26 protein-coding genes and 1 pseudogene are annotated in these 26741 nt (G+C 55.5%); 6 read left to right on the top strand and 21 right to left on the bottom strand.

The features are described from left to right. Positions 1–76: 76 nt before the first annotated feature. Positions 77–256: pseudogene (locus PEP31012_RS24105) on the top strand (methylglyoxal synthase); the annotation flags it as partial. 66 nt (positions 257–322) lie between these two features. Here PEP31012_RS24105 and PEP31012_RS23345 read toward each other — a convergent pair. After that, the gene (locus PEP31012_RS23345) at positions 323–2623 is read right to left on the bottom strand and encodes a penicillin acylase family protein (RefSeq protein WP_174978373.1); all 2301 of its coding nucleotides are present in this window, start codon (positions 2621–2623) and stop codon (positions 323–325) included. A gap of 90 nt (positions 2624–2713) precedes the next feature. Further along, positions 2714–4027 (bottom strand): MFS transporter, encoded by a 1314-nt coding sequence (locus tag PEP31012_RS23340; protein WP_150591589.1) that lies wholly within the window; start codon positions 4025–4027, stop codon positions 2714–2716. A 177-nt stretch (positions 4028–4204) separates the two neighbouring features. Between PEP31012_RS23340 and PEP31012_RS23335 the strand changes: the two genes are divergently transcribed. Then, a complete protein-coding gene (locus tag PEP31012_RS23335) occupies positions 4205–5113 on the top strand; it encodes a LysR family transcriptional regulator (protein WP_150591588.1) in 909 nt (302 codons plus the stop codon). Positions 5114–5387: 274 nt separating this feature from the next. Here the strand turns inward: PEP31012_RS23335 and PEP31012_RS23330 are convergent, their stop codons facing one another. The 9 genes from PEP31012_RS23330 to PEP31012_RS23290 all read right to left on the bottom strand — a co-directional run bounded on the left by PEP31012_RS23330 (position 5388) and on the right by PEP31012_RS23290 (position 14725). Next, positions 5388–5810, bottom strand: a complete 423-nt coding sequence (locus PEP31012_RS23330; protein ID WP_150591593.1) for a cupin domain-containing protein — start codon at positions 5808–5810, stop codon at positions 5388–5390. 102 nt (positions 5811–5912) lie between these two features. Beyond that, on the bottom strand, positions 5913–6473 hold the full coding sequence (locus tag PEP31012_RS23325) for a carboxymuconolactone decarboxylase family protein (RefSeq protein WP_150591587.1): 561 nt from the start codon (positions 6471–6473) through the stop codon (positions 5913–5915). Positions 6474–6512: 39 nt separating this feature from the next. After that, positions 6513–7427, bottom strand: a complete 915-nt coding sequence (locus tag PEP31012_RS23320) for a VOC family protein (RefSeq protein WP_150591586.1) — start codon at positions 7425–7427, stop codon at positions 6513–6515. A 67-nt stretch (positions 7428–7494) separates the two neighbouring features. Further along, positions 7495–8340: a fumarylacetoacetate hydrolase family protein gene (locus tag PEP31012_RS23315; RefSeq protein WP_150591585.1), complete on the bottom strand. Its 846-nt coding sequence runs from the start codon at positions 8338–8340 to the stop codon at positions 7495–7497. A gap of 20 nt (positions 8341–8360) precedes the next feature. Continuing rightward, positions 8361–9266: an alpha/beta hydrolase gene (locus tag PEP31012_RS23310; protein WP_246171448.1), complete on the bottom strand. Its 906-nt coding sequence runs from the start codon at positions 9264–9266 to the stop codon at positions 8361–8363. Positions 9267–9382: 116 nt separating this feature from the next. Then, positions 9383–10720, bottom strand: coding sequence for an amidohydrolase family protein (locus PEP31012_RS23305; RefSeq protein ID WP_150591583.1), 1338 nt, complete (start codon positions 10718–10720; stop codon positions 9383–9385). Continuing rightward, the gene (locus PEP31012_RS23300; RefSeq protein ID WP_246171449.1) at positions 10720–12177 is read right to left on the bottom strand and encodes an FAD-dependent monooxygenase; all 1458 of its coding nucleotides are present in this window, start codon (positions 12175–12177) and stop codon (positions 10720–10722) included. The genes PEP31012_RS23305 and PEP31012_RS23300 overlap by 1 nt, the downstream gene beginning before the upstream one ends. 101 nt (positions 12178–12278) lie before the next feature. Then, positions 12279–13346 (bottom strand): porin, encoded by a 1068-nt coding sequence (locus tag PEP31012_RS23295; RefSeq protein ID WP_246171446.1) that lies wholly within the window; start codon positions 13344–13346, stop codon positions 12279–12281. A 26-nt stretch (positions 13347–13372) separates the two neighbouring features. Next, positions 13373–14725 carry an MFS transporter gene (locus PEP31012_RS23290; RefSeq protein WP_246171445.1) on the bottom strand — a complete coding sequence of 451 codons (1353 nt, stop codon included), beginning with the start codon at positions 14723–14725 and terminating at the stop codon, positions 13373–13375. A gap of 128 nt (positions 14726–14853) precedes the next feature. On the opposite strand from PEP31012_RS23290, the gene PEP31012_RS23285 reads away from it, so the two are divergent. Continuing rightward, the gene (locus PEP31012_RS23285; protein ID WP_150591581.1) at positions 14854–15858 is read left to right on the top strand and encodes a LysR family transcriptional regulator; all 1005 of its coding nucleotides are present in this window, start codon (positions 14854–14856) and stop codon (positions 15856–15858) included. A 108-nt stretch (positions 15859–15966) separates the two neighbouring features. Here PEP31012_RS23285 and PEP31012_RS23280 read toward each other — a convergent pair whose 3' ends face one another. Together PEP31012_RS23280 and PEP31012_RS23275 are read right to left on the bottom strand one after the other, a co-directional pair. Next, positions 15967–16383, bottom strand: a complete 417-nt coding sequence (locus PEP31012_RS23280; protein ID WP_150591580.1) for a hypothetical protein — start codon at positions 16381–16383, stop codon at positions 15967–15969. 1 nt (position 16384) lies between these two features. Then, positions 16385–16789 (bottom strand): hypothetical protein, encoded by a 405-nt coding sequence (locus PEP31012_RS23275; RefSeq protein WP_150591579.1) that lies wholly within the window; start codon positions 16787–16789, stop codon positions 16385–16387. Between the two features lie 306 nt (positions 16790–17095). On the opposite strand from PEP31012_RS23275, the gene PEP31012_RS23270 reads away from it, so the two are divergent. Together PEP31012_RS23270 and PEP31012_RS23265 are read left to right on the top strand one after the other, a co-directional pair. Next, positions 17096–17920, top strand: coding sequence for a DUF4236 domain-containing protein (locus tag PEP31012_RS23270; protein ID WP_150591578.1), 825 nt, complete (start codon positions 17096–17098; stop codon positions 17918–17920). Between the two features lie 9 nt (positions 17921–17929). Then, entirely contained in the window at positions 17930–18904 is a 975-nt protein-coding gene (locus PEP31012_RS23265; protein ID WP_150591577.1) for a DUF3644 domain-containing protein, read from the top strand. 222 nt (positions 18905–19126) lie between these two features. Here PEP31012_RS23265 and PEP31012_RS23260 read toward each other — a convergent pair whose 3' ends face one another. From PEP31012_RS23260 to PEP31012_RS23235, 6 genes are all read right to left on the bottom strand, one after another. Then, a complete protein-coding gene (locus tag PEP31012_RS23260) occupies positions 19127–19627 on the bottom strand; it encodes an LURP-one-related family protein (RefSeq protein WP_150591576.1) in 501 nt (166 codons plus the stop codon). 226 nt (positions 19628–19853) lie between these two features. After that, a complete protein-coding gene (locus PEP31012_RS23255) occupies positions 19854–20099 on the bottom strand; it encodes a hypothetical protein (RefSeq protein WP_150591575.1) in 246 nt (81 codons plus the stop codon). Between the two features lie 90 nt (positions 20100–20189). Next, positions 20190–21488: a hypothetical protein gene (locus PEP31012_RS23250; RefSeq protein ID WP_150591574.1), complete on the bottom strand. Its 1299-nt coding sequence runs from the start codon at positions 21486–21488 to the stop codon at positions 20190–20192. Positions 21489–22028: 540 nt separating this feature from the next. After that, on the bottom strand, positions 22029–22631 hold the full coding sequence (locus tag PEP31012_RS23245; protein WP_174978371.1) for an XRE family transcriptional regulator: 603 nt from the start codon (positions 22629–22631) through the stop codon (positions 22029–22031). 4 nt (positions 22632–22635) lie between these two features. Then, on the bottom strand, positions 22636–22959 hold the full coding sequence (locus PEP31012_RS23240; RefSeq protein ID WP_150591572.1) for a hypothetical protein: 324 nt from the start codon (positions 22957–22959) through the stop codon (positions 22636–22638). Between the two features lie 274 nt (positions 22960–23233). Then, complete coding sequence (locus tag PEP31012_RS23235; RefSeq protein ID WP_150591571.1) at positions 23234–23938, bottom strand: hypothetical protein; 705 nt, start codon at positions 23936–23938, stop codon at positions 23234–23236. 677 nt (positions 23939–24615) lie between these two features. Between PEP31012_RS23235 and PEP31012_RS23230 the strand changes: the two genes are divergently transcribed. Further along, positions 24616–25575: a GlxA family transcriptional regulator gene (locus PEP31012_RS23230; RefSeq protein ID WP_150591570.1), complete on the top strand. Its 960-nt coding sequence runs from the start codon at positions 24616–24618 to the stop codon at positions 25573–25575. Between the two features lie 76 nt (positions 25576–25651). Here PEP31012_RS23230 and PEP31012_RS23225 read toward each other — a convergent pair whose 3' ends face one another. Together PEP31012_RS23225 and PEP31012_RS23220 are read right to left on the bottom strand one after the other, a co-directional pair. Then, positions 25652–25978: a DMT family transporter gene (locus PEP31012_RS23225; RefSeq protein ID WP_150591569.1), complete on the bottom strand. Its 327-nt coding sequence runs from the start codon at positions 25976–25978 to the stop codon at positions 25652–25654. A 96-nt stretch (positions 25979–26074) separates the two neighbouring features. Continuing rightward, a complete protein-coding gene (locus PEP31012_RS23220; RefSeq protein WP_484549317.1) occupies positions 26075–26605 on the bottom strand; it encodes an SLAC1 family transporter in 531 nt (176 codons plus the stop codon). Positions 26606–26741: the final 136 nt, after the last annotated feature.

Here is a 26741-nt window from a genome sequence, read left to right as displayed (position 1 = left end):
GGTCTACCCAGACCACCCCCGCGCCAGTGCTAGCTTTGCGTACCGTCACTTATTGCACTGAAAACGAGGAGACCCCGAATACAAATGCCGGCGGGTTCTGTTCTTGGAAGACCCTCATGTGGCCCGGCAACACGAAGCGGACATTCAGCTGCTTGAGCGCGCAGCTCGAAGCGTGACAGACTACGCGTCCTGCATGAGCGATGTATCTTTAGGAGACCGTTGGCTTACGCTCTTGGAGAAACGACAGGTTGGCTAGATAAAAGGGGGCACCTTACTTAACAAGGTGCCCCCTTTTCTATTTTGCGGCTGGCGAGGCCAGCCCTTACTTAGGATAGAGCGAAGTCAAAATGGCATCTTCGGAAGACTCTAGGGCGGCCCAATCCGACATCATTGGAATCATCTCTGCGTTTGCCCACATCTGATTCTGGTCAGTGCGGTGTTTGTCGCCAATGATACCGGACGCTCCCAGATAGACAATCCACTTCGAATTCTGCCATTGACCGACATCAAAAGCATACCGGCACAGCGAACCATAGTTGCTCTGTGTGGATGTTCCCGCAGGATAGCCAGTGGCAAATACGGTGTCCCCATCGCCGCCAATCGGTGCGCAGGGAACATTCAGGGTAGCCGCTGATGTCGGGAATTGCTTAGCCAGCGGGTGCGTTGGCGCCGGCGTATGGGCGTGATGCCATGGCTGCTGCTCATTGCCGACAGCCTTGGCCGTTGGAGCTTCCAGTGCGTATTTCAGGACGTCATTCCAACTCTGACCATTCAACAACGACGTATCGTTGTCACGCATCAGCGTTGGCACTACCCACCACAGCTGCGTCACCATGTTCTGTTCGCCGACGGCATCCTTCCACACGCCGCCGGCGCTCGTCAGCACCTTGCTCAGTTCGGCCAAGCGCCAAGTCGCATTCAGACGCACCGATGTGTAAATTGTCGCGGCGGTCGAATCCTTTTCCATACGGCCGTCCCAAGCAGTGATGGCGGCCACACGCTCCTGAGCAGAAGCGCTGAGACCTTCTTGAGGCAGATGCTTAAGGTGCTCGATGAACAACAGTGCCGGAATGCTCAGACGGTCCGCGAAGACATGCAGCAGCTTGTCGATAGTCGGCTTCTCCACCTTCTCGATTTCTGCAACGATGCGCTCCGCGCGATATGGCGGATGACAGTCTGTTGACAGATATGGCCACGCACTATCCGTGGTGACACGGTTGTTGGCAGTAACAATCTTATGGCTAGGCGGATTAATGGCATGCGGCATCTTGTCGAATGGCACAGTTCCCTTCCAATCGAATTCGGGCAGCCAAGCCGGCACCGGCAGCCAACCATTCTCTCGGCTACGGTCTGGCACGATGCTGCGTACTCGATGCCCGATATTGCCGCCAATATCGGCCGCAACCAGGTTGTGGTCACTTACACTCCACTCGCGAATGGCCTCATGCAAACCATCGACAGATTCTGCGCGGAGCATCTTCAACATGCAGTTCAACGACAGGTCTGGCTCGCGAATCTGCCCGGAGCGAAGCGAAATGCCCTTTCCTAGCTTTGGGTCGCCAACAATCACAGGCCCCTTCGGGGTCTCAAATACCTCCAGCACCACGTCCTTCGCGCCTCGAACTCGGATGACTTCTTCTCGCTTGGCTGTTTCCGCCCATCCGCTTTCAGTCCGGCAAAGCTTACCGTCGTCCTTGAAATTCTCGATGTAGAAGTCATTTACATCGACAAATGCTGTCGTCACGCCCCATGCCACCTTGTGGTTATGGCCGATGTGGGACATACCTGGAACGCCAGGCAACATGATTCCGATTGCATCAAAAGTAGCACCGGCGACATGTACTTGTGCATAAAACGAAGGGAGTTCCAAGTCTCGATGCGGGTCGCCCATTAAGAGGGGGCGACCAGTCTCGGTAAGCTCCTTACCGACAGCCCAGTTGTTGCTACCACCACCGGTTTGCGTACCGTCTGCGAAATGAAGCAGTTCAGTAATCGCAGGTTTCAAGCGCTCAATATCCATCTTCCAGCGCTCGGAATAGGAATCCCACGGCAGAATATTTCGTTCATTACCGCCATCGTCATAGCGCAGTTTCGACGCGCCGTCGGCACCGATAGCCGGGATTGCCGCCGCGCGAATTAGCTTCATCCAGTTCCCACCCAGCATAAAGCCCAGCTGGCGCATGACAGCGATGCAATGCCACGGTTTCCACGGCTCTGGAGTAGTCCCGAGCAAACCATATTCAACCGGAAGTTCACCAGCCGCTATGAAAGCGTTCACACCCACCGAATAGGCTTCCAGCATGTCTTTGGCATCTCTATCAAGAGCGTCAAAGTCTCGCTTTGCCGCCAACTCAAGATTCATGCTTCGGGCAAGACGGTCCGTAGCCAACCCATCTTCACCAGCCCACTCCGACCACCGTCCGGTGCCCTTACGCACATTGGACTCCATTTGCCATAAACGGTCGGTGGCATGCACATAACCGAGGGCAACGAAGGCATCCCAGTCAGACGTCGCCCTGATATGAGGAATTCCCCACTTATCCCGCCATACTTCGGCAGAGGTTTCCAGGCCAGGGAGGATGAAATTCTTCTGGGCAGAGGCGGATTTCGGGTCTGTGTTCATACTCATACTTAAGCGAGGTCAGGAAAGAGGGTGCTTCGCCGACACGTCCATTGGGAGTTGCATCGACGGATTTTGAGTTGGAGCAGAGAATTAGCGGTCGACGTCGGCTTTTGGTACCAGCAGGGCTGCAATACCACCGATGAAATACACGGCTGCGAGGACAAGGATGCCGGTCGCCGGCGAGCCAGTCTTGGAGAAAAGCCAACCGAACACCGCAGGACTCGTCACGCCGGCCAACTGCCCAACCGTATTGATAAATGCAATGCCGACGACGGCAGCAGTTCCAGTCAGGAAAGTGGTAGGCAGGCTCCAGAACAATGCATTCAGCGTCAGAAGTCCACCTAAGGAAATCACTGCACTAACTGCCAACAGGGTTGGATTGTGAAGAGACATCGCAATCATCACTGTGCCGAAAGACGCGATGATGGCTGGAATCGCTGTGTGCCAACGACGCTCGCCTGTCCGGTCAGAGCTCTTTGCCGTCAGGAACATTGCGACCATCGCAAAGCCGTAAGGAATACCGGTGTACCAGCCAATCTCGATTTCATTGGTCACACCAGCGTTCTTAAACAGCGACGGCAGCCAGAGGATGAGAGCAATACTAGACAGTAAAGCGAAGTTGGTGAGCGTCATCAGCCATATCTGCGGCATACGTGCAGCAGCCCAAAAACTATGGGTGATGGCCGTACTGCTATCGGAATCCAGTCGAGACTTCAGATAGGCCTTTTGCTCAGCGTTAAGCCATTTTGCTTTGTCAACGGAATCGTCCAGATAGAACCAGCATATGACTCCCAATAGAATCGATGGGACACCTTCGATAATGAATAGGTATTGCCAGGATTTGAAGTTCGGGTAGTCGTGGAAGAAATGCAGAATCCAACCGGAGAGCGGCCCGCCAATCAGTACAGAAAACGGAATTGCCATCAAGAAGATAGTAATTGCGCGTGCACGATTGCGAATTGGGAACCAGTAAGTCAAGTACAGCATGACGCCAGGGAAGAATCCCGCTTCTGCGGCGCCAAGTAAGGCGCGAATGACATAGAACTGAGTGGGAGTAGTCACAAACGCGGTAGCGATGGACAGCACACCCCAAGTAACCATGATTCGCGCAATCCAACGGCGAGCACCAAATTTGTTCAGTGCGATGTTGCTCGGCACTTCCAACATGAAGTAGGCGATGAAGAAGATTGCAGCCCCAAAGCCGAAAATGGCCTCAGAGAGCTGCAAGTCGTCCTGCATATGCAGCTTTGCGAATCCAATGTTTACCCGGTCCAGGAAGGCGAACATGTAACAGATGAAGAGAAACGTCATGATTCTCTTGCTGACTGTCGCGAGTGTCTTCTTCTCAAAATCCGAGGTGATTTCGGCTGATTGACTGGCCAATTTTGTTGTTGCAGCTTGCATATAGTCTCCAGGATTTTCTTGTGATGCACGACGATTCTACGATTGGCAATACAGGCTGGATAATGATGTTTAGTCATCGCCATAACCAAAAGTTGGCCCCCTGGTTGCACGTCGAGCGAACAAGGACTAAAATCGTGGATTGAGCTTTTTATGCAGAGCGACTACATAGGGTAGCTTGTGAAACACCATCAACTTCGTGCGCTCGTGGCCATTGCAACTAGCGGTAGCGTCAGTGCTGCGGCTCGTTCACTTTCTGTCACCCAAACCGCAGTCACCAAAGCAATCAAAGAGCTTGAAGAGGATATTCATACACCTCTGCTTATTCGAACCCCTCAGGGCGCAAGGTTGACACCTATAGGCTTGGAATTGGTCGAACGAGCGAAATCAATTCTTTCAGACATTGAAGATGCAAGGGCCCATGTTGAACGCCTCAGCGGTGGAGGAAACCATCGCGTATCGGCCGCTGCCATTCCCGCATTTTTTAGTCGGCACCTTGCTGAAGTCTTCAGCATGTTCCGAAGCCGTTATCCGGATGTTCAGCTGACTCTACAAGACTCCTTTCTTTCAACTTCCTTGCCCAAACTGCGAGATGGAACATTGGACGTCACCCTAACTACCATTCTTCCAGAATGTATTGGTTCAGATTTGGAGTTTCAGCAGTTCTGCGAAATCGAAATTGTATTGATGGCGCAGCGAGGTATGTTCAATCGACCAGTAAAAAATTTGGGCGAGCTCGTCGACTACCCATGGGTAACAGATGGCTCTTCCTGCGGAGGCTACGAGGCTGTACGACGTACATTCACCAGCAGCGGCTATCTGCTTCCAACTAACTTGACGGAGAGCCCGTCCTCCCTATCGTCCCTTGTTTTGGTCGAACAATGCGGCTGTATCGCACCAAGCCCAGCTTTGTTCTTAGGCGGAGCTAGTGTTCCACCTGGCATTGTAAAAATTGACCTCAAACAGGAATTACCAAAGGTTCCCTTTGGCTTACTACTAAGAAGAGGAGCGAAACTTAGTCCTTCAGTAGAGTGGATGTGTGAGTGTTTTAGAGCAATTACGCGCACACCGGGCTGGGATAAGCTATGAAGTCCGTGTCCAAATAATCGAACTGTTACGTAGCACACCAAACTCGACTTTCAAGTAAATCTATGGAAGCTGGTATCCGACCAGTTCCCGTCGCAAAAATAATAGGGCAGGAAATAGTGGGAGATTTTCAAATTATCTGCTTCAATTATTTTTCCGATATTTTCATTCATGCCTTGGGTCTTCCCCTCAAGGAATACATGACGCATAAAAAAGCCCCGAGAAGACCTCGGGGCAGAACCTCCGCTGGCAGCAGAGGAGATGAAACTGTTCGGCGTTATGCCCAGAGTGCTGGCGCCGGCGCCGCGCATGGTCCCTTTACTCCGATGCTGCCGAAATCGGCCGGGCCAACCACCTCCAGGTACTCCATGTCGGGCGAGTAATCGAATAGGAAGTGGCGGATACCCGGCGCCTGATGCACGCAGTCGCCGGCGCTGACGAGCGTCTCCTTGTCTTCGTACATGAACTTTGCCCAGCCCTTCAGCATGTAGACGATGTGGAACTCCGCCTCGTGCACATGCCATCCGGTACCAGCCTCAGGGGCCGCATTTGCTCGCACCAGCTGGGCTATGACCTTTCCGTTTGTAGCCCCGGCGACACCTAGGTCCCGATAGACGAAGAAATCACGCAGGCCACCCTCAACGTACTGGGTGTCATTTGGCTTCACGTGCGTGAATTTCGTCTGCAAACTCGTATCCATCATTTCTACCGCCTCCGTTAGTTCAGAAATCTGCTGAGGCGAATAACGGAGCCAGGCCAGTTATCCGCTCGAAAAAAGCACTGTCCCGGTTGCAACGGACCGTTACGGGGTATCTGGGAAAGGCAGCTCAATCTGCCCGTCCGCCCTAACGTCAAATACGTTCAGGCTCATTGCCACTAAGGTGTAGTACCCCAGCAGCCCAACCAAATTCACCACCGTTTTGACGCCAAAGCTGGTGACTGCCTCTTGGTAAATCTCGTCTGAAACCCGCTTCTTCTCATACAGGTCCTCCACGAATCGCCAAATCAAGGTCTCGTCGCTGTTCTCAAACTTGGGAGCTCTGTCTAACCGGAGGTCCTCGAGCACGTCAGCCTTGAGGCCGGCATCGATACCTATCGGATAGTGGATGTACCACTCTGCTTGCGATTTCCACTTGGCTGCGGTGCATAGAATGGCCAGCTCGGACAGCCGCAGGGATAATCCTGTCCCATAGCGACAGAAAGCGCCGAGCTCCTGCGCACGGCTTGCCAGCTCGGGACTATGAATCCACGATAGGAATGGACCATTCAAGTTTCCACGTGGGCCAGTGAGAATCGCCTGCAACACGTCCTTCTGTTCTGAAGATGCACTTTCGACGGAAAAATGGGGCAGTCTGGAGCTCAAGTTGTACGTCCTTAAAGTGAGTGCACGTTCAATACTGGCTCATGCCTCAGTATTAAAAATAAAGTTCTCCGGCACGCCAGGTCCCCACAGGTACAGGGAGTCCTCCGGCGGGAAGTCGCCGGCTGGCCATGGCTTGTCTGCCGATACATAGTCTATGTCGGCCGAAAACTCGCAGAAGGAACCCCAAGGGTCCTCTACATAGTGGAAGTAATTGGAGCCGAGGACATGGCGCCCAGTGCCCCAGCCCTTCGTATATCCTGCCGCGGCCATCTGGGCGGCGCCCGCCCCCACCGCATTAACGTCTGATACATCCCAGGAAGAGTGATGCCATCCCCGGGCGCTGCTCTTGGCGAATGCCACAAGATGGTGGTCACAGCCATGAGGCGCGTGCATAAAGGCGATGATGTCGAGGGACTTATCTGAAAGGCGCAGTCCAAGAGCGCGCTCATAGAAAGCCACTGAGCCAAGAACGTCCGGGGTGAACAGCAACACGTGAGAGAGACGTGTAGGCCTCACAGTCGCTACCTGCGAGCGTGTGCATGCTCCGCGCTTGTCCGCCGGCGTACTCACACTCGTCCTGGTCAGCTTCTCATTCAGGGTGGTCTTAGGGCCGACGCGCACCTGAATCCGGTTGCCATCCGGGTCGCAGAACCAGAACGAGTGCTCGTCTCCCTGCGAAACGGGCGTTACGTCAATCGCCCCTGCTTCCACCACTTGGCTGTGCAGCCGGAAGATGTCTTCCTGATACGCGTTGAAGGCCAGGTAATCCAGATGTTTCCGGTCGCCCGCCACAAGCCGTGCCCAACGGTGGCCGTCGGCTGCGAAGACATTCAGGCCACCGTCCGACGTCGTGTCCTCCTCGATATTCAGGCCGAAGCAGGAGAAAAACGTCTTGGCTTGGTTCAAATCGGGTACTGCAAGCGCGAAATGGTCAATCGAATGGATTGCTGTCACGACATATCTCCTAAACACCACGGGCCTCACGATGCGTGCCGGAGGCCCGTTTCACTTCCGGGACTGCTTAGCGTGTTTCGTCTTTGATGACGTTGCGCAGCGCGCCGATACCCTCGACGCGGACTTCACACACATCGCCGGCCTTCATCAGCAGCTTCGGCGAGCGTGCCCAGCCGATGCCGGACGGGGTGCCGGTGACAATCACGTCGCCCGGTTCCAGTGTGATGGCCTGGCTAACGATGCTGATAACCGTCGCGACATCGAAGACCATCTCGTCGGTACTGGCCGACTGGACTACTTCACCGTTCAAGATGGTTTCCAGGCGCAACCCCTTGGCACCGGCCGGCAGCTCATCGGCGGTAACCAGGTCTGGGCCAAAGGCGCCGGTGCCGTCGAAGTTCTTGCCAACGGTCCATTGCGGGGTCTTGAACTGGTATTCGCGCACGGAGCCGTCATTGAAGAGGCTGTACCCAGCAACGTGCTCCAGAGCATCAGCAGGAGAGATGTGGCGACCGCCCTTGCCAATCACAGCGGCAATCTCACCTTCGAAGTCCAGGCCTTCGCTGTCCGTCACTGCGGGGCGAATCATCGGCTGCGCATGCGCCACCAGGCTGGTGTTCACGCGGAAGAACAGCGTGGGGTAATCCGGCTGGACGAAATTACTTTCCTTGGTGTGGTCAGCATAGTTCAGGCCGACGCAGATGATTTTCGGCGGACGGGACAGCGGAGGCAGATAGGTAATGTCCTGTTCCGCAACGACCACGCCTTCCTTGAATGTGCCGCCGTAGTTCTTGAGGCTGACACCACGCGCCAGCAGGTCTTCAAGAGATTCCTCACCGATGATGCGAATTCCCTTGCCTTCGCGAACACCGAGGGCCTTTTTACCTTGATACAAAACCGATACGTAACGCATTACAGAACTCCTAAGAAAAATCAGCTGAAAGTAGCGGCGCTGCATCCCGCGCCCTCACTGGAATAAGCCTCTATCCAGCGAGAGAAAGACTGGCAAATCTGGTCATTGGCAAGGCGAGCCCCGGCCGATGCTTCGAACATGCCGAAGAAGAGGTGGAACATGCTGTCGAAATTGAGCACCTTCACCGGAATTCCGTTTTGGGCCAGCTTGTCGGCATACGCCAGGCCTTCTGGCCGTAGTGGGTCGTGACCGGCAACCGCAATGAGTGCCGGGGGCGAGCTATCCAGGGCCGTCGCGCGCAGCGGCGACGGAGGGAATTTCATTGCCTGGGCTTCGTTCTTCCCCATGTACAGACGGGAAATTTCGCTCAGGTCGTTCGGCTTGAGCATCGGATAGTCGATTCCACGGGCCTCAATCTCGGACACATCACGGGCCATATCAACGCCTGGAACCACCAGCAGCTGTGCAACAAGGCTCCTCGGGAAGTCACGGGAGACCAAGATTGCAGCAGTAGTTGCTAGGTTGGCTCCGGCGCTTTCGCCAGCAACTGCCACCCGGAATGGGTCGCCACCAAGTTTTTCGACATTCCTCAGAACCCAACGAGTTGCAGCCAGGGCGTCATCGTGCGCAGCTGGGAAAGGGTTTTCGGGCGCCAGCCGGTAATCGACGGACACCACGACGGCGCCAGTATCACGGCACAGCTTGCGCGCGATGTCGTCCATGAGTTCAACGCTGCCCAAGACGAATCCGCCGCCATGGAAGAACACGACGGTTGGCATTCGCTCCTGGGAACCTAAGGGGCGATACACACGGACCGGCACCGAGAGAATCTGGCCGTTGACCTCGTCCGATGCCGTGACATCCTCCGCCGAGAGCACTTCCGGGAGGGTCTTCCCCGCCCTTGCGCGCTCGATTGACTGACGCATGCGGCCCCGAGCCTGCTCTGGCGTGCCAGAAAACGGTGGGGGAACTCCGACCTCGGCCACCTTGCGGACGATTTCCGCCAGTTGAGGGTCCAGTGCTTGACCTGAGCTTGTCGACGTCATTGCAGCCCCAAAACGAACTTCTGCGAGCTCACGGCGCGGTCACGCACCTGGTCGAGGTCCACGGACAGCAACTTGCCGCCCTTCTTGACCGCACGGCCGGCCACATACACCGAGTCCACGTTACCGGGGTGAGCCGCTAAGACAATAGCCCCAACTGCGTCCGAGACCGGTGCCAAGTTGATGTCGTCGGTACGAATCATGACAATGTCCGCCTGCTTGCCAGGAGTCAGGGAGCCGATTTTGCTCTCCATGCCAGTCGCCTTCGCGCCCGACAGTGTTGCGAACTCCAGCACGTCACGCATCGTCATCGTCTCTGGAGCCCCCTTCGTCTTCGAGTGGCCGCCACCCATCCAAGAACGGTAGTAGGCGAATGCATGACGCATCTGAGTGAACATGTCGCCGGCACACTTCGTTTCGGTGTCGCCGCTGAGGCTGGGACGGATGCCGGCAGCGAGCAGACGGTCGAATGGAATGTCGCCGATACCCTGGGCATTCAGCTCACAGTGCACCCCGAGGGACGCTGTGACGCCAGCATCGGCCATCATCGAAATCTCGTCATCGTGGGAGCAGCAGCAGTGGACGAACGTCAAATCCTCGCCAAGGACGCCCGCTTCATGCATCTGAGCGATGGCGCGCACCTTGGCGTTCCGTGCATAAGCGCCCATGTGGATGCTGGAGCGAATACCGAGCTCTCGGGCCAGGCGCAGGTCACCGAGCCAGACATCCCGGGTGGCCATTTCAGGGCCACGGCCGGCCATGGCCAGGGTGACCAGTTGGTCGTCGGATGCGAAGAACTGCTGACGCAGGCGGCGGATGTCTTCCAGGTGGCCGCGCTGGCTGTTGAACATCCAGGACGCGCCTTCCACCAGCGGCCAGCCGTGGGCGAAGATGGCGCGCATACCCGAGTCTTGCAGGGCGATAACCGCAGCGTCCGTGTGTTCCGAGCTGTTCTGAATGTGCGACCAGTCCAGCATCGTGGTGATGCCAGAGTCCAAGGCCGATACGGCACCCAACAGCGTGCCGATGTACACGTCTTCCGGTCGGTACGCCGCGCCCTTCGCTCCCAGCATCTCCGCGAAGTAGATTTGCGGGTCGATATCAGCGTAGCGGTGGCGAACGCAGGTCTGCCAGGTGTGGCGATGGGTATCTACAAAGCCCGGGATGACAATCATCCCGGTGGCATCGACCAGTTCGGCGTCCGCCACTTCCAGATTTGGCGCGACCTCGACGATTTTCTCGCCTTCGACCAGGATGTCGGCCGAACGATGGTCACCTACCTTAGGGTCCATACTGATTACCCAACCGCCCTTAAAAAGCTTCCGCCGCGTTTGCATCAGAGACTCCCGTTAAACCATTTCGAAAGCTGGCCTTTGACTTCGTCGACCAGGCCAGCGCTGCTGCCGGCCCATGCGATATAGCCATCCGGCCGCACCAACAGGGCCTTCACATCGCTGAGCACGTCAGGAATCTTCGCCATGCGCGCTTGAACCACATCAACGGGGTACTTTGAGACATCAAGGTCGGCGAACTGGCGACTGAAGCCTTCCAGGTCCAGCAGCAGGAACTTGCGCGAGCGCAGCATGGACAGCATGCTGGGCGTGGAGCCATCCAACAAAGTCAGCAGGATGTCTGGACAGCGCATCCCTTCTGCCGGGTGTGCCCCTTCCGCACGGGGATACGGGGTTTCCAGGCCACAAAGCTCCAAAACCAGCTTCTTCTGGACATCCGGCAAGGGAATGATGTGCTCCTGCATACGGCGTTTCAGGACGACAGCATCCTCGGAGAAGTTGAATTGCAGCGCGCATTGCGCCTTCACACTCTCTAGCAGTCGCTCCATGACCGGCATACGCTCGGAATGATAGGTATCCAGGGTGTCGTCTTTGGCGAGGCCCTTGACCACATTCGCCAACTTCCAGCCCAGGTTGAAGGCATCCTGCAGGCAGAAGTTCATACCCACGCCACTGGCCGGATAGTGAATGCGGGCTGACTCACCCACCAGGAAGACACGCCCCTGGCGGAGTTGCTTGACACTGCGCATCTGGTCATCGAACCGCGACGCCCAGCGATAGGAGGTAATCCCGTAGTCGGTGCCATGTACGTCGCGCAGACACTGGAGCACCTCCGGCAGCTCGACCGACTCCTCCTTAGGGGCGTGGCGTCGGTCGCGATGGACGATGTTGAAACGGGTGATGCCCTCACCGAACGTGTACCCGCGGACCCAACCCATTTCGTTGTCGACGTTGATGCGGCCGCCCGGCCACGGTGCTTCCAGGTGTGCGTCCACGACAATGCCGCGGAAGGTGCCCGAGTGACCTTCGAAGTCCATGCCCAGCTTCGTACGGACGGCACTGCGACCACCATCGGCGCCCACTACATAACGTGCACGGATTTCCTTCTCTTCGCCGGCAGACGAGCGCACCAGAACAGTAACGCCCTCAGCATCCTGACGAAGGTCGATGAGCTCACTATCCGAGACGACCTCAGCTCCGCACTCCTTCGCCCATTCCCAGAGAATTTCCTCGGTATGGTTCTGGGGCAGACCCAGCGTGAAGCCGAAGCGCGAATCCAGATACTTCCAGTCGATGGGATGGAACCCCGACCAAATGTGCGAAGGCCGAAACGGGTACGGAGCGATTTGCTTCGTCTTGTTGATGAAGCGGTCGGCTAAACCGCGGGCGTCGAACAACTCGAGCACACGAGGAAGGATGGTTCCTGCGCGCGACTGGACGCCTGCGGTGCGCCTCTCGACTACCAGGGTTTTCACGCCGGCGCCTGCGAGCTCACCCGCCATTGTTAAACCTGAGGGCCCTGCCCCGACTACGACCACATCCCACTGCATTTTCACTCTCCGTATGAACGAGTTGAACGAACCAAAAAACTGCTTAATCTGCGTCAGAAGACGTGGGTGATGCCGACCTCAAACACGACCTGCCTGTTCGTCGAAGCAATAGGCTGGAACCGCATGGCGGCGACCTGCCCCTGGCCTGCTGCTTGAAAGACGCTCAGCGCATAAAGGCTCGTGCGCTTCGATAAGGCGTAGTCCGCATGAGCGTGGACCACATTCCACTTGTAGTTCTCGAGCTTCGTGTAGGCGTATCCGCCACCAAGGCGCAGCGCTGTCGTGACATATTTGTAGGCGCCGACATCAATGGTCTGCGCCTTTGCTGAAATGCCCAGCGCGGACAGCTTGGTGTAGCTGTAGTTGCCCATCAGACGCCATCCTGCGTTGGAATACACAACACCGGTGCTCGCCGTGTTCTGGTTCTGAGCAACCTTGGTAGTGGGGTTCTTCACCAGGTCGATGCCATACAGCGTCGGCACGCCAAGCGAGCTACGCGGTGAGTAAGGGACGTCATGCACCGTCTCCCACACTGCCAAGAACTGCCACGGATTGGAGGTGTAGCTAGCGCTGAAACCCATCGTATTGCCGTTATTGGTCGTCGATGTTGGGGTTCCATAGCCATACTGGGCACCAAACTGGAAGCCCTTCATCTCGGGCGACTTGTACTTGACCAGGCTGTTCAGCGGATTGCCGACTGTGCGGTCCAAGTTGCCCGGGTGAGTCGCAAGGTTCGAAGTAAAACGCTCGGACGTGTATGGAACCAGGTCCGCCAGCAAGTCGTACTGGTTGCCCAGGGTCACCGTCCCGTAATCACGTGAGCTCAGGCCCACGAAGGTCTCGAAGGGGCTGAAGCCGCCGGTATCGAGTTGTACGTAGTTGGCCCATTTGAAGATGGCCGATGCGCCGCCTCCCAAGTCTTCACGGCCGGTAAATGCGATGAACGGAACAGCATGGGTATTGCCTTGCTGCATGCGGGCTCCGCCATTCGGATAGCTTGCGTTGTTTGTGTATAAAACGCCTGCACCCAACACACCTGAAATCGTCACGTTCTCTGTCTGAGCTTGTGCCGACGCAGCAACAAGCGTTACTGCTCCTGCAAATAAAGTCTTCTTCAACACGTCATGTCTCCCTGTTTTTTATGTAATCAGGCGGCCGAATTCTGATGTTCGGCTTTGATTCCGCCTGTGAACCTGCGCTGCACAACAAAAACCAGTCTCATCGCCGCCAGGCAGGCGATACATCCAGCCGTGACGAACACAGTAGCCATCGCATAAGGCAGCGCATGCTCACCACCGCCGTAGACGTAACGCCCAACCAGGGCAATCAACGTCGGAGAGAAACCCTGGCCGACCAAGCCGTTGAGGAAGAGCACCACCGCCATCACCAAACCAACAGATGCTGCCGGTACCGTGCGAGCGATGACCACGGAGGTGACGGACATGAAAGTCCACGAGCTCAGCACGACGAAGCAGTTGATGGCCCAGAACCACTGCAGGCTTGTCGACAGAACCAGTGCAGTAGGCATGATGGTCATCGCCAGACTCGACACCAGGCCGACGGACATAATTCGAGCGAGCGGGTTATTGGCGTTCTTCTTCTGCATCGCGATACCGGCCAGCCAGAGGCCCAAGGGGCCGGCGGTCAGCATGATGACGCCCTGCGAAAGACCAAAGGTGCGCATCTCCAGCATGAACTTGCGACCCGCCATTGCAGGCAACCAAGCCGCCATGCCGAAGGTGACAATTGCGTTGGCTACGACGAACAGCAGGATGGGGATGAAGAACGCGCGATTCGCCCAGAGATAGTCCGGCAGCGATGAAGCTCGTGCATTCGACGCAGCCAGCTCCGCCGGCGCTGCAACAGACCGGCCCGGGTCACGATTCAGGAACACAGTCAAAGCCAGCGGTAGCCCAACCGCGCCAATCAGGAACAACGTGAACTGCCAAGATGTGACATGACCAAGAACCGGGATATAGGTCCATCCTGCGTTGTGAACAGCGGCCAACAGCGGCCCGCCAAGAACCAAGGACAGGCCCGTCCCCAGCATCAGAGCCATCGTGTAGATAGAGAGTGCGCGTGCCCGGCGGTCTTCATCGACACCATCACGAATGAGCGAATACGACGAGGGTGGGATGAGCGCTTCAGCTCCGCCGACAATCACACGGGCCACCACGAGGCCGAAGAAGCTTGCTGCCACCGCATTCGCCGACAAGGCCAGGGACCAAATAATGACGCCGGCTGCAATGACTACACGTCGGTTCCATTTGTCGGCCATCCAACCAGCCGGTATCCCAACAGCAATGTTGGCAATTGCAAATGCTGCGCCAATCAGGAAACTGATTTCAACGTCGCTAACGCCGTAGGTCTTTTGAATCGGCGCGACCATCAGAACCAGGATGTTTTTGTCGAGCTGCGCCAGCATGCTCAGTATCGTCAGGGTGACGACAAGCCCCCACTGTCCGAATATCGAACGTGGCTTTCCATTTTGAACAATCACCGTCTCTCTCCAGTTGTAGTTGAATACCGACGGTTGTTCTTCACCGCTTGAATGGATTATAGGTTTGGCATTACATTTGTGAAATTGATTGTCTAAATCCGAAACATTTACAGCGTAAATGCCTTGTCATGAGATTCAATAAGCTCGATTTGAACCAGTTGGTTGTGCTTGATGCGTTGCTTTCTACGCGCAGCGTGAGCAAGTCGTCGGAGCGCCTGTTCCTCAGCCAGCCGGCCACCAGCTGCGCCCTGGCGAGACTTCGCGAGTATTTCGAAGATGACCTGCTCGTATCAGTGGGGAAAACAAATGCGCTGACGCCGCTTGGCTCAAGCCTCATCAAGCCGGTGCGTGACGTGCTCTTGCAAGTACAGACAATCACTCGTGTTCGGCCGTCGTTCGACCCGTCAACATCGACGCGCAAATTCACCATCGAATCTTCCGACTACGTCATCAATATCTTCTTGTCGGAGGTCATCAGGCGCGCTTCGGTCTTGGCGCCGATGATGGAGTTCGACTTGCGGTCAATCAGCCCACAGACTCCCGATAACCTTGAGAATGGCGACGCGGAGATTCTTGTCATTCCGCATTACGCCACAATTCAGGGGCACCCTAAGGAAGAACTATTTGAAGACAAGTTCTCCTGCTTGGTGTGCACGAACGGAATATTCAAGAACAACGAAGAACTGACGGTCGACGAATACTTCGATGCGAATCACATCAGCGTGGAATGGGGTGGCGGGCGAAGAATTACCTTCGATACGCGAGTATTATCGGCCAGCAACAAGCACCGCAAGCAGACCGTCGTGGCGCCAAGCTTCACCCTGGTACCAGAGCTCCTCGTGGGAACCAATATGATTGCCACTCTGCCGCACAGGCTTGCTGTGAAAATTGCGAAGCAATTCACGCTGAAACTGCTGCCGTGCCCCGTAGATATTCCGAAGTTTACGGAACATGTTCAGTGGCACAAGTTTCGCGACAACGACCCCTCGGTTCTTTGGCTGCGGCAGCTGTTCCAGGAAGTCGCCACCAGCATCAAAGAGCGAGATGCGGAATCTGAGAAGGCTGATGTGAAACGGCCGGCAAAAGTGAATAACCTACAGACCGGGGCTGCTAAAAAAACCCGACAGCGATAACGCGCCTTCTACGCTATCCGGACCAGTTCATCCAATTATGATGGCCAGCTGACGCTGGACATGAAGGGGCTGTAGCACCAGCCCGAGGTAATTGGGATGGCATTCAAACTATGGTGTTGTAGAAGACATCTTCCCGATAGTGGCGAATTCCCTACGTACGACCTCACCTAGTTCTACGTATCTCGGTTCGACTTCATCTACAAACTTCTGGAAATCTGATGCTGGTTGTTTAAGGTCATGCGATGGCCCCATGCTGTTTATCGTAATCATCGCCTGAACCTTCAACGCAAGTGCCTCCATCTCATCCCCAATCTCTTTCGGGATGAAAACTCCAAATTTCCGAAGATAGCGTCGCATGTCATGGATGGCCTCTTCTGCGGCACGCAATTCACGACGGTCTAGGATGGAATAGTAAATTCGGCTTCTATCGAAGCTCTTAGCAGTAATGATTTCACGCTGATTCACCAAACTGATTTCTTGCTTAGCAAAGACCTCTTTCCATTCATCATCCAGCAGCGAATTCATATCAGAGGCAGGTTTGAACGGGGGTTAGCGCTGATGCCACCGCAACGAACATCTCCGAAAATTTCTCCCACGCCGTTGCAACAATGCCGAACTGCTTTTCCTGAACCTTTACCCTCGCGGCCAGTACCGAATCGATTTCCATCTTCAAATGGGCGATAGCCTTTTCGTGCTCATTCTGAACTCGCTGGAGCGAGGTCTTGAACCTGTTGTCTATCCAGCCGTCCAGTATTTTTCCTCCGAACCCTTTTATGGCAACGACTATTGTGGCGGCTCCCCCCAAGACACCCCCAATTGCGGGCCAGAGGTCGCTAAGAAGCGCTTGAGTGCTGTTGATATCCATCAATTCCCCCCAGATATTCGTTGTTCTTGTTGCTATTTTAAGCGGCCATTTGCAAACAAGCTTCATGGCAAAAATGCTGTGAAGAACTGCCCATTTAGCTATTCAAATGGAGTGGAAAATTCAGGTGGCGCAAAACAAAGGTGATGCCGGGCTCCCATCCCACGATAATGAAAAACCAAGTATATTGTTGAGCTTACAAACTACTGACGTAACCGGCGCTGGGGCGCGCCAGCTATAAGGTTATGCAGTTGGGTCGCGGCAATTGGATTCGCATGCAGGCAACTTCGTGCGGGAAATTTTGATGTGACTGGCCTTGGGGGAAGGCTGTATTGCCGGCCAACAACCTCGGCTACCGTCCAAGAAGGAAAACAAATGGGCTGGGGATTTCGCAAGTCGTTCAAGATTGCGCCAGGTGTGCGCATCAACGTCAGCAAAAAAGGCGTCAGCACCTCCGTCGGCGTCAAAGGTTTCACGGTCAACTCTCGTGGCCGCATCACTACCAGCATTCCAGGTACCGGCATTCGCCACACTACTACCTTGGGCTCCAGCAGGAAATCTACAACTCGAACAACTCAATCGATAGGGGGCGCCGAAATGGCACAGACCAAGCGCGAAGTTGAGAACGAAGTGTTTGCAACCAACCTGTGGCAGCGCCGACGCGCAGCCGTCTCTTCTTACTTCCTCTCCCACGGGATTCTCGTAGGCATGGATGATGTCGAGCGCGCGCTGGAGATGGCACCTCATGATGCGGTGTTCGCTGGCTTGACGCCACACTTCTCGGAGACCACTGAAGCGGTACAGCTGCTCCAGGACATCGGCTCACTGTCGCTCGCGGCCAAGGAAAAGGCCATGAAAGCACTGTATGTAATCGAGAATACTTTGGCCGGTGCCCGCGGAACAGCAACCGGCATCAGCGAAGGCTTGCAGGACTTGAACGTCGCCACCCAGTCTGCCCCTCAGGCGCCGAAATTTTGGGCCTACATCTTCTGGGTCATCGTACTGGGATTCTTTTCCCTGGGCGCACCTCAGTTTGCCGTGGTCCCCATCATCGTTCTCTGCGTGGGCCTGTACAAGAAGTCGCAGTACAAGAAGAAACTTGTGCTCTCGAACGAAGCTGTGGACAAGGCAAACTCCAACCTGGACCAACTTATCGAGCACGAACTGACGCCGCGCGCCTACTTCCTGTCCAACTCCTAGTGAGGCACCATGAGAGCTCGTTCACTGCAGATGTTCGACAAGGCCGTCTCAGCAATGATTGCGGCCATTGAAATCTACAACAAGCCCACTTTCGAGTATCGGGAGGAGTCGTTTGCAGTCTTGGCCATCAACGCTTGGGAGCTGCTTGCCAAAGCCAAGTACCTGAAGGAAAACGGCAACAAGGTCACGTCCCTCTACGTGACCATGAAGGCTAAGACTGCCGCTGGTGAGCCAGCGAAACGTGTGAAGTACAAGCAGAACCGGACTGGCAATCCGATGACTTTAAGCTTAGAGGAGCTGGCGGAGAAGCTCGTCGCAGCGAAGCACATGGATGCCGAGGCGCTCAAGAATCTCCAAGCGCTCCTCGTCATCCGAGACAGTGCCATCCACTTCTACAACACCAACCCTCTACTCTCCCAGCGCCTGCAGGAAATCGGAACGGCGACCGTTCGCAACTTCGTCATTGCCAGTATCGACTGGTTCGACGTCGACTTCGCTCCGTACAACTTCCACTTGATGCCACTAGCGTTCGTGAATCCAGGTGCCGCTGCGGAAGCAATCATCCTCTCGCGCGAGGAGCAGAGGATTGCCAGCTTCATCGAGTCATTAGATACCGGCGCAGAGAGCAAACGCCAATACGCAGTTTCAGTGAACGTACAGATGAACTTCATCAAATCTGCAGCGAAGGAAGCCATCAAGGTCCAGCTGTCGAATCACCCTGATGCCGTGGAGATTCAACTGACGGAGGAGCAGTTAAATGCCAAATACAAATACGACTATCGCGAGTTGCTTGCAGTCTGCGCTAAGAGATATACCAACTTCATCGCCAACCAGGCATTCCATGACATACGCAAGCCTCTTCTGAAAGACCAGAAGTACGCCCTCATTCGAGAGCTGGACCCCGGTAATCCCAAGACCGCAACGAAGGCCTTCTATTCAGAAGCGATACTGACGGTCTTCGATAAGCACTACGAGCGCGCGTAGCTCATCGGGGCATCTCAATGTTATCCACAGGCTACGCATGTTATTTGTCCCCGCCCGCCGGGGAAAAGCTTGTGGATAACCTAGCTGGATTCTCCTGAGACCCAAAACCACTGTGGGCCAGTCAATATTGCTAAATTATTAGGCAGGTGATGACGCCATTGGCATCAGATGGCGCTCCGAGGCATAAAACGCCCCAGTCGCTGCCCTCCCTGGTCTGCCCCTTCAGGTATATCGGCCAGTACCAGATGTAGTCGAAGAGGAAGACTTCTTCTCAAACCTGATGAGCTGGACGATGAACATCGCAAACACCACGAAAAGCTCGGGTTCGCCCAGGATTTCGATAGATACTTTATTCCGGATGGTCATCACATGCGCCTGAGCTCGAGCCAAGGCCCTATCGCCATCCGTCACTGAGAACTGGGTCCCCCAGAAGTTGCCGGTCACGACCGCTCCAGGTAGCGGCCCATCCTCAACGTAAATGTGATGCTTGCTCGAGAACACCTTCTGTTTGAATTTGAATTCTCCCAGTGCCCCTGACACATGCCAGGTTGGTACCCATGAGAACAGCTTGTGACGAAAAGTCCCCACTTCCTCGTCTCCCCGGAAAATCATCCACTTCGCTGGCGCGAACCAGCTGTGCCGACTCTCCAGAACATAGACGATGACGTCGTTCTCGTCCCTGATTTCCAAACGCTCCCTCATCGACCACAACTTGTTGGTCATGCTCAATACCCGCCCCACACCCGCCCCTCAAATATTTTCCACACAACACTTTATCCCATGATGCCATCGGCCGCCACAAGGAGAACGACAACGATGCCGAAGATGTAGATTGCAGCCAGGAAGAGCAGCCTCGGCCACCCTTTTTGCATCCGCCGTGAAAAAAGCCCGCAGGAGCGGGCTTGAGGGGGCTACTTGGGATACACCTTGAGGCGCTAGGTCGTCGTCTTTAAATAGTCGACCAGATGCGCTTCAAATTGCGATTGCGCGATGGAGTTGGCAGTGCTGGCACTGCGACCTGCTCAACTGCCACCATGTTGCCGTCGGCGTCGGGCTTGTACACGGTCACCGGCGAAGCATTCTTCCGCGCCACCTTGTTTTCCTTGCGGTCACGGCGCTCATGCACCGCGCGGGAATAGTCGCCCATCGAGATTGCATTCACAGTCTGCTTCGACTTCTTCTTACTCTTGGTCATTATCAACTCACTATGTATAGGTCCTAGAAAGGCCCCGTGCGCTGAGGCGTATTGCATGCTGCAGCTCCGGATACCAAGTGAGTATAGGAATTAGCGAAGACCATAATTTCGTGCCGCCGCCTGAGTGGTATTGGCTGTTAGGTATCGACCCTCGACTTCCAATGACAATGCGCTTTGCCCCATATATTTCAATCCACGAACGACGCACTCAATCAAACGCGACTTCCGTAAGTAATGCAACACGCGAGCACGATATTTTTTGCTATCGTCTCTGAAAAAATAATTCAGCTCTTTCTGCAACGAATCAAAGAAATGAGGGTGCAGTTCACATCCCGCCTTTTCATAGCCAATACCATACACCGCCCTAATCTGCGCAAGAGTGTCGGGCGAAATCTGCCCTTTCAATTTTCTCCAATCCTCGTCTTCCTCGAGAAAATCCCTCTTCATAACTTCGATGAATCCATCAGAGCCGAGTACATCTTCGTCGGGAAATTTCTCTCTGGTCGAATTTTTCTTTTGCCTATTTACCCAACAGTCAAAGAATACGAATAGTTCACTGCGCGGAAGATTTGGAAGCTCGAGTGGTGCTCCAATAATGTCAGCCATTTCATAATGGCCTTGAATCTTGTCTAGCGCTACGCAAAATTGCTTCATGCTTAGCACGTACTTTTCTCGAATAGAATCTTTCGCCTCTGAGAAAACTGAGTGACTCCATTGGGCTCGCGGAGGAAGCATTTTCGCAATCTCAAATAGGTCCTTACGAGAAAGAACGTTTGTGAACGTGCCGAGCCTATATTCGTCACCTAGGTCGCTATTCAAATAATTGAGTTGCTTCAGCAGCTCGATTAACTCGCCGAATCGCTGCTTCAGAACAATGACGTTGATGACCGCCACATCCTCAAGATGCTTCTTATTGAGATTACTGAAGGGGTATCTGAATACTTGTCCTGTAGCGTCGATTTTTTCCAAATCATCGATGTAGGGATGTAACTCCGTCAGCAGCGGAGCATAGCGTCTATCGATGGCTTGCGAATGGCTCACAATGTGCTGCCATATTTTCCCAATATCGTGGGAGCCATCAAGGTCGAATGTCACCGTCGCCTTCCGATGCGCAGCCAGACTGACCAGTTGTAGAGCAGTGTCTTTTAAATAAAGCTCTACCGCATGACGCATGCTGAAGCAAATTGGATAAATTAATTCATCAACATAGAGCTTGAAACCACGATTCGCAATAACTTGGTCAAGAAGAACATCTACACCTTTAACGAAGCCTTGAGCATAGTCGATGATTTGCGGATTGCCATTTTTTCCAACACACGCATTGGCCCAAGTTGGCTCCTCTCCCCGGAAGGTCAAATTCTGTCCTGCATGTGCCGGATTGATAGTCACATCTTCCCCTTATTTTTGAGTTTTCTGGTACGACCCAGTTAGCAGTTTAAATCTGGAATGCAAAAAATTCAGCGAACCTCCGCAACGTCCAAGTTCCTCGGAAAAATGCAGAAGCCCCGACTAGCGGGGCTTCTGGTCCATCGGGTCCGATTCCTCTTACCTAGCGGTTGCTAGGCCAAGCAGAACTTGGCGGGCGACCTCGCGAGTCGGCTCAAGAGGTCCTTTAAGTCAGCTTATCAAGCTGATAGTTACAACGCAAATTCAATGCAGCCAGGGGCCAATTCCGTCTACATGCTTCAACAGGTATCGCAGTGCAACCTCATTGGCTGCGCCGAGGCTCAACCCGGCATAGCTCTTGGCAAGACGGTAGGACGAGCCCACATGGAGGTCCACCCAGTAAGGCCCATTCAGCCGGCAGCTAGGGCGGAATGCCAGGTCTTTACGGATGCACACGTACACGGACTCCCCTGGATGGACTTCCGAGAGAACGGAGAACGCCTCAACTAATTCTAGGGCGACTGACATATCTCAGAACGGACATCAGCTCTTCTCCAATCCCGCCGAGGGCGTGTCATCCCAGCCGTCGACACGCGGCAGCCCTTGCGGCATTTCTGTCATCAGGTGGGCCAGCTTGTAATGTGGGTGGGACGGCGCTTCTATTCCAAAGCGCACACTCTTCCCCGCTCGCAACAGCATGTCTACGAGAGAATCGATGGTGATATTCTGAGGATTCATCCTGGTTATTTCGTACACCCGTGCAGGCTTCACCCCAAGTGTTTCTGCGGCGCCGGCGTACGTGAGGTGATTCGCTTCAATCCAGGCAGTCAGCTCCGTCATCAGACTCTCCATGATGGCCAGTCTCGCCATGAGGATTACATCGACTGCTTCCTCTATCTTTTCCGGCTCCGTTGCATAGAGTACCGCGGTAGGTATGGCGCGTTCTACGTCAGCGACAGCAATACGAATTGCCTGCTCCAAAGAAGTAGCACTGCGCGCGAAATCGAGAACAATTTTCCCAGGCGCACCTATTCCAACGAGAGCATCCATGCAGCCGGCCTCTCCGAGACGTTCGAGGATATCGTCCACGTCACTGGCGGCGTCGGCTGGGTCTAGCAGGTATCGGAGAATGAAGTTGTGCTCCATGGGCTCAGTTCTCCTTGGGCGAAGCAGACTGTGCACGGACATGCTCGATGGCAATCTGCACCTTGGTCTTGACGGTTAGCTCTGGCGCTGGGTCAGCAGGTCCCTCTTTCATTTTCTTCAGCGCTATCTGCTCAAAGATGTCGAGCTCCAAGCCAAACCGGTCCAGGACGACCATCAGCTCCACGACCGAGTAGTCGCCGGCGGCATCCAGGATGCGCACGATGGTGCCCTCGGCTAGCCCCAATTCGGTGTCTAGGGCGTCGTAGTTGAATGCTTTCTCGCTCAGCTCATTCCGCAGGAAGCAGGAGATGTCGTCGAGGCTCTTCATGGAGCTACGCTTTATGCGCCGTGATACCGAGGTGAGCACGCGCCGGTCGACGGCGAGGATGAAGCTGGCCTCGCTTCAAGCAAGCCCGCTCCCCAGCGAATCCCCTGGCTGCCTCGTTCAGCACGCAGCCATCAGGATGAAGTCTAGGGATGGAACGGAAGACCCGCAAGGGGGCATGCAGGCGGACAATCCCCACAGAAAGTGTAACGCCTGCCATAGCAGACGTTAGGGCCCTAAGACCCGATATGGCGGACACAATATTTTGGCCGACGCGCTACCTTTTTCCCGGGCCACCAGGTTTCTTAGCCCGTTCCTCGGCTTGTTTCGCCTGCCTCTCCTCAAACCGCTTCAAGTGCGCGGCCCTGTTTCTCGCATCCATGTCGAGCGTTCGCTGCAGCCGCGAAGCCAACGTCCCTTGTGATGCGTATTGGGGTGGAAACTTCTCGTCAATCTCAAATCGCTCAAGGCAGGCGAGTGCCAATTCCACGCTCTTCTTTGCATCGTGCAATATCGCATTGAAGATGTTGACCGGTAGCTGCCCTTCCCTCGCCCACCAATCATTAACACCACGCTCCAGCCTATTCAGCGAATCGTAGAATTCGATAAGCGAACTAGCATCTTCCGGCGGCAAATCATTGAACGCCTGCACATTAGGGTAAAGAGTCGGGTGAGTAGGCAGGAAATCCTTCTGCAAATCGCCCGGCATGGTGCCGTCGTCCATTGAAGCACAACCAAAGTTTGCACATGCCCGCTCATGGATGAAGAGCGTCCTCTCAACAACGCGTTTCAACTCCGAGGAGAAATAGCGACGTGCCTCCAACTGTTTCCGTAGTTTCTCCTCCTGCTTGGAGCGTCGAACGTTGAACTCTGTGATGCCTGCGCCAAGTAACGTTGCCCCAGCACCGGAGAGTGCGCCCGCAAACGTCGCGTACCCGCAAATACCTGCAAGGACGCCCCCAGCGAACAGCGTGCTGGCCAAGGACAGGTGCGGATTACTCAGTGCTCGCTTCCTCCATGCCTGCACTACTGGCTTTTCCCAAAGCTCCTGCGCTTTTACATCTATCACCCTCGCCCCCGTTAATGTCCTTATCTGGTCGGAATAGTATGCGTCAACCTACAGTGAGGGCTATCCTGAATATCAGGTGAGGCGGTCTGCGAGGGTGACAGCCTGGCGGTCATACGTCCCGCCCAATGGCATCAACTGGAGGAAAGAAGAATCCAACCGAAGTAGGCTGGCGAGCCGCACTGGCACTGGATTTGGTATGGTTTATTTGCAGAGAAGCCGCAAAAAGAAAATCCGGGTTTTTGACTAACCAGTTTAGAGGTCAGGATGCCAATGGGGAAATGCCAATTTCCGATTTAAAATCAGTGAGATAGTGTGACCGATGCACGTTCAGATAAAGTGCTTCTATTGTTGGGTTCCACCGCCAGTCCCAACGCGCTCCCTCCGTCTGGAGGGAGCGGCATTTCGGGCGAGGTAATCCTGACATCTAGCCGCCCGGAAATCCGTAGGCCGGGAAGGTTTCCCCGCGTTACGGCTATGGCCCGGCACGATCCATCCATTTCGGCCAGACTGCGTGAATTCTCAGCCAGTTCCTGGCAAGGGCAGGTCGCGACAACTACACTGTAATGTCATTGGGACAACAGGTCGTGGCCATGAAAGTTGCAGTGCTCACCTTTCCAAACGTGCAAATGCTGGACCTTGTCGGGCCGGTCGAAGTCTTTCACGAAGCGGCGCGGCAGGCTGGTGCGCCGTCCACCTATCAGTTCGAAATCGTCTCCACGACGTCTGGCGTATTGCTGGCATCGAACGGCATGAGGATCACCCCCGATGCGACGCTGGACACGAGCAGCGCGGATATCGATACGCTGCTGATTGCCGGCAGTCCATCGATGCAGCTGCTGGAGGACGATGCCGCGATCCGTCAATGGATAATGCGTTACGCAAAGACGGCGCGTCGTATCGGCTCGGTATGTTCGGGCGCGCTCCTTCTCGCACGCGCAGGCTTGCTCGACGGTCGCAAGGCCACCACACACTGGAATTACACGGCGCGCCTGAGCCGCCTGTATCCGAAGGTGGATGTTCAGCCGGACCAAATCTTCGTCAGGGACAATGGCATCTACACGTCGGCGGGCGTAACGGCGGGCCTGGACCTCGCATTGGCGCTCGTCGAAGAAGACCTGGGGCGAGCCGTCGCCATGAAGGTCGCGCGACAGTTCGTCATGTTTCTCAAGCGCCCCGGTGGACAGTCTCAGTTCAGCGCGTATCTGACCGCGCAGGCGTCGGAGAAGAGCACCATCCGGGATGTGCAGGAATGGGTGCTCCAGAATCTTTCCCAGCCGCTATCGGTAGAAGCGCTCGCGGAGCGTGCCGGAATGAGTGCGCGAAATTTCGCTCGCATCTTCAAACAAGAATGTGGCACGACCCCCGCATCGTTCGTCGAGGACGCCCGCATCGATGCGGCGCGCAGGCTGCTCGAGGAAACGAAACACCCCTTGAAGAAAGTGGCGAGTCTGACGGGGTTCGCCGATCCGAATGGACTGCGGCGAGCTTTCCTGCGCAAGCTCAGTGTCTCCCCGGTGGACTACCGCCGACGCTTCCAAATGGCGGCGTAGCGGCACACGTCTGACGCGTCGCCTAACGATGCCCTTGGCGCCGGTCCGCCCACCGCGCCCATGCCGCTTGGCGCGGCTACGCGACTACGCCTGCCGACAGGCGCAAGCCCAGGACGCCGGACAGAATGAGCGCGATACACGCCACGCGCGCCACCGACGCCGATTCGCCGAGGAAGATCATGCCGATGACGGCCGTGCCGGCTGCGCCAATGCCTGTCCAAACCGCATAGGCGGTGCCAACCGGGAGCGATCTCAGCGACGTGCTCAGCAGCCAGATGCTGCCTAGCCCGGTGACGGCGGCATAAACGCTTGGCCAGAGTCGGCTGAATCCCGCCGACCATTTCATCCCGAAGGCGAAGGCAATTTCCAGAAGTCCAGCGACACTGAGCACGATCCAAGACATAGCGTATTACCGATGTGACATAAGGGGGCGACGAACAAGAAAACGCCCTCCGGTCAGAGGGCGCCGTGGCGGTGGTGGTCCGCTCAATCGATCCGCTCAGCCGACCAGAAGCCGATGCGTGAAAAGGCGGTGCAACGTGCGCACGAAGAGCACGAGGATGGTAGCGCTCAGGAAGGCCAGGATCAGGCCGGCAAGCCCCTTGAGCACCCAGGTATCCGAGTAGGCCGCGTACTTGATGGCCGCATTGGACAGCGCCGCGATCGGGAAGCTGATGGCCCACCACGAGGCAGCGAAGGGAATCGACCGACGAAAGACCTTGAACGAGAGCGAGATGAACAGGAACAGGCCGAAGTAAAAGAGCAGGCCAGCAAACATGTCCACATGGTGGGTGACGTTCACGTAGGCCAGGAAACCCACCTCGAACGGCGCAATCATGATGATCAGCGACGGCACCATGCCGGCGGGCAGCGGTTCATGGTGCACCACGCGCGAGAAGATCATCGTGAAGAACACGAGCGCCATCATCGTGCCAATGGCAATCGCGAACATGTTGAGCTCATGCGCCCACGCCATCGGCATCGTGCCACCTGCCACGGCGATATCGAGCGTGGCAACGCCGGGAATCAACCAGGCCGGCGCCGCGTGGGCCGGATCCTCCTTGCCTCGGAAGAGCCGTCCCGCGATAAGGGGTCTCCTCGTTTTCAGTGCAATAAGTGACGGTACGAAAAGCTAGCACTGGCGCGGAGGTGGTGTTGGTAGATCG

Origin of the sequence: Pandoraea eparura, from assembly GCF_902459725.1 — a bacterium.
GTDB classification, from domain to species: Bacteria; Pseudomonadota; Gammaproteobacteria; order Burkholderiales; family Burkholderiaceae; genus Pandoraea; species Pandoraea eparura.
Note: the sequence above shows the minus strand (reverse complement) of the source record. Positions and strands in the feature narration are given on the sequence as shown.

What these genes read in the sequence shown, in the direction of transcription:
- PEP31012_RS23345 (WP_174978373.1), bottom strand. Translation starts at nt 2,623, where the DNA reads ATGAACACAGACCCGAAATCCGCCTCTGCCCAGAAGAATTTCATCCTC.
- PEP31012_RS23340 (WP_150591589.1), bottom strand. Translation starts at nt 4,027, where the DNA reads ATGCAAGCTGCAACAACAAAATTGGCCAGTCAATCAGCCGAAATCACC.
- PEP31012_RS23330 (WP_150591593.1), bottom strand. Translation starts at nt 5,810, where the DNA reads ATGGATACGAGTTTGCAGACGAAATTCACGCACGTGAAGCCAAATGAC.
- PEP31012_RS23315 (WP_150591585.1), bottom strand. Translation starts at nt 8,340, where the DNA reads ATGCGTTACGTATCGGTTTTGTATCAAGGTAAAAAGGCCCTCGGTGTT.
- PEP31012_RS23310 (WP_246171448.1), bottom strand. Translation starts at nt 9,266, where the DNA reads ATGCGTCAGTCAATCGAGCGCGCAAGGGCGGGGAAGACCCTCCCGGAA.
- PEP31012_RS23305 (WP_150591583.1), bottom strand. Translation starts at nt 10,720, where the DNA reads ATGCAAACGCGGCGGAAGCTTTTTAAGGGCGGTTGGGTAATCAGTATG.
- PEP31012_RS23300 (WP_246171449.1), bottom strand. Translation starts at nt 12,177, where the DNA reads ATGGCGGGTGAGCTCGCAGGCGCCGGCGTGAAAACCCTGGTAGTCGAG.
- PEP31012_RS23285 (WP_150591581.1), top strand. Translation starts at nt 14,854, where the DNA reads ATGAGATTCAATAAGCTCGATTTGAACCAGTTGGTTGTGCTTGATGCG.
- PEP31012_RS23280 (WP_150591580.1), bottom strand. Translation starts at nt 16,383, where the DNA reads ATGAATTCGCTGCTGGATGATGAATGGAAAGAGGTCTTTGCTAAGCAA.
- PEP31012_RS23275 (WP_150591579.1), bottom strand. Translation starts at nt 16,789, where the DNA reads ATGAAGCTTGTTTGCAAATGGCCGCTTAAAATAGCAACAAGAACAACG.
- PEP31012_RS23270 (WP_150591578.1), top strand. Translation starts at nt 17,096, where the DNA reads ATGGGCTGGGGATTTCGCAAGTCGTTCAAGATTGCGCCAGGTGTGCGC.
- PEP31012_RS23265 (WP_150591577.1), top strand. Translation starts at nt 17,930, where the DNA reads ATGAGAGCTCGTTCACTGCAGATGTTCGACAAGGCCGTCTCAGCAATG.
- PEP31012_RS23260 (WP_150591576.1), bottom strand. Translation starts at nt 19,627, where the DNA reads ATGACCAACAAGTTGTGGTCGATGAGGGAGCGTTTGGAAATCAGGGAC.
- PEP31012_RS23255 (WP_150591575.1), bottom strand. Translation starts at nt 20,099, where the DNA reads ATGACCAAGAGTAAGAAGAAGTCGAAGCAGACTGTGAATGCAATCTCG.
- PEP31012_RS23245 (WP_174978371.1), bottom strand. Translation starts at nt 22,631, where the DNA reads ATGGAGCACAACTTCATTCTCCGATACCTGCTAGACCCAGCCGACGCC.
- PEP31012_RS23240 (WP_150591572.1), bottom strand. Translation starts at nt 22,959, where the DNA reads ATGAAGAGCCTCGACGACATCTCCTGCTTCCTGCGGAATGAGCTGAGC.
- PEP31012_RS23230 (WP_150591570.1), top strand. Translation starts at nt 24,616, where the DNA reads ATGAAAGTTGCAGTGCTCACCTTTCCAAACGTGCAAATGCTGGACCTT.
- PEP31012_RS23225 (WP_150591569.1), bottom strand. Translation starts at nt 25,978, where the DNA reads ATGTCTTGGATCGTGCTCAGTGTCGCTGGACTTCTGGAAATTGCCTTC.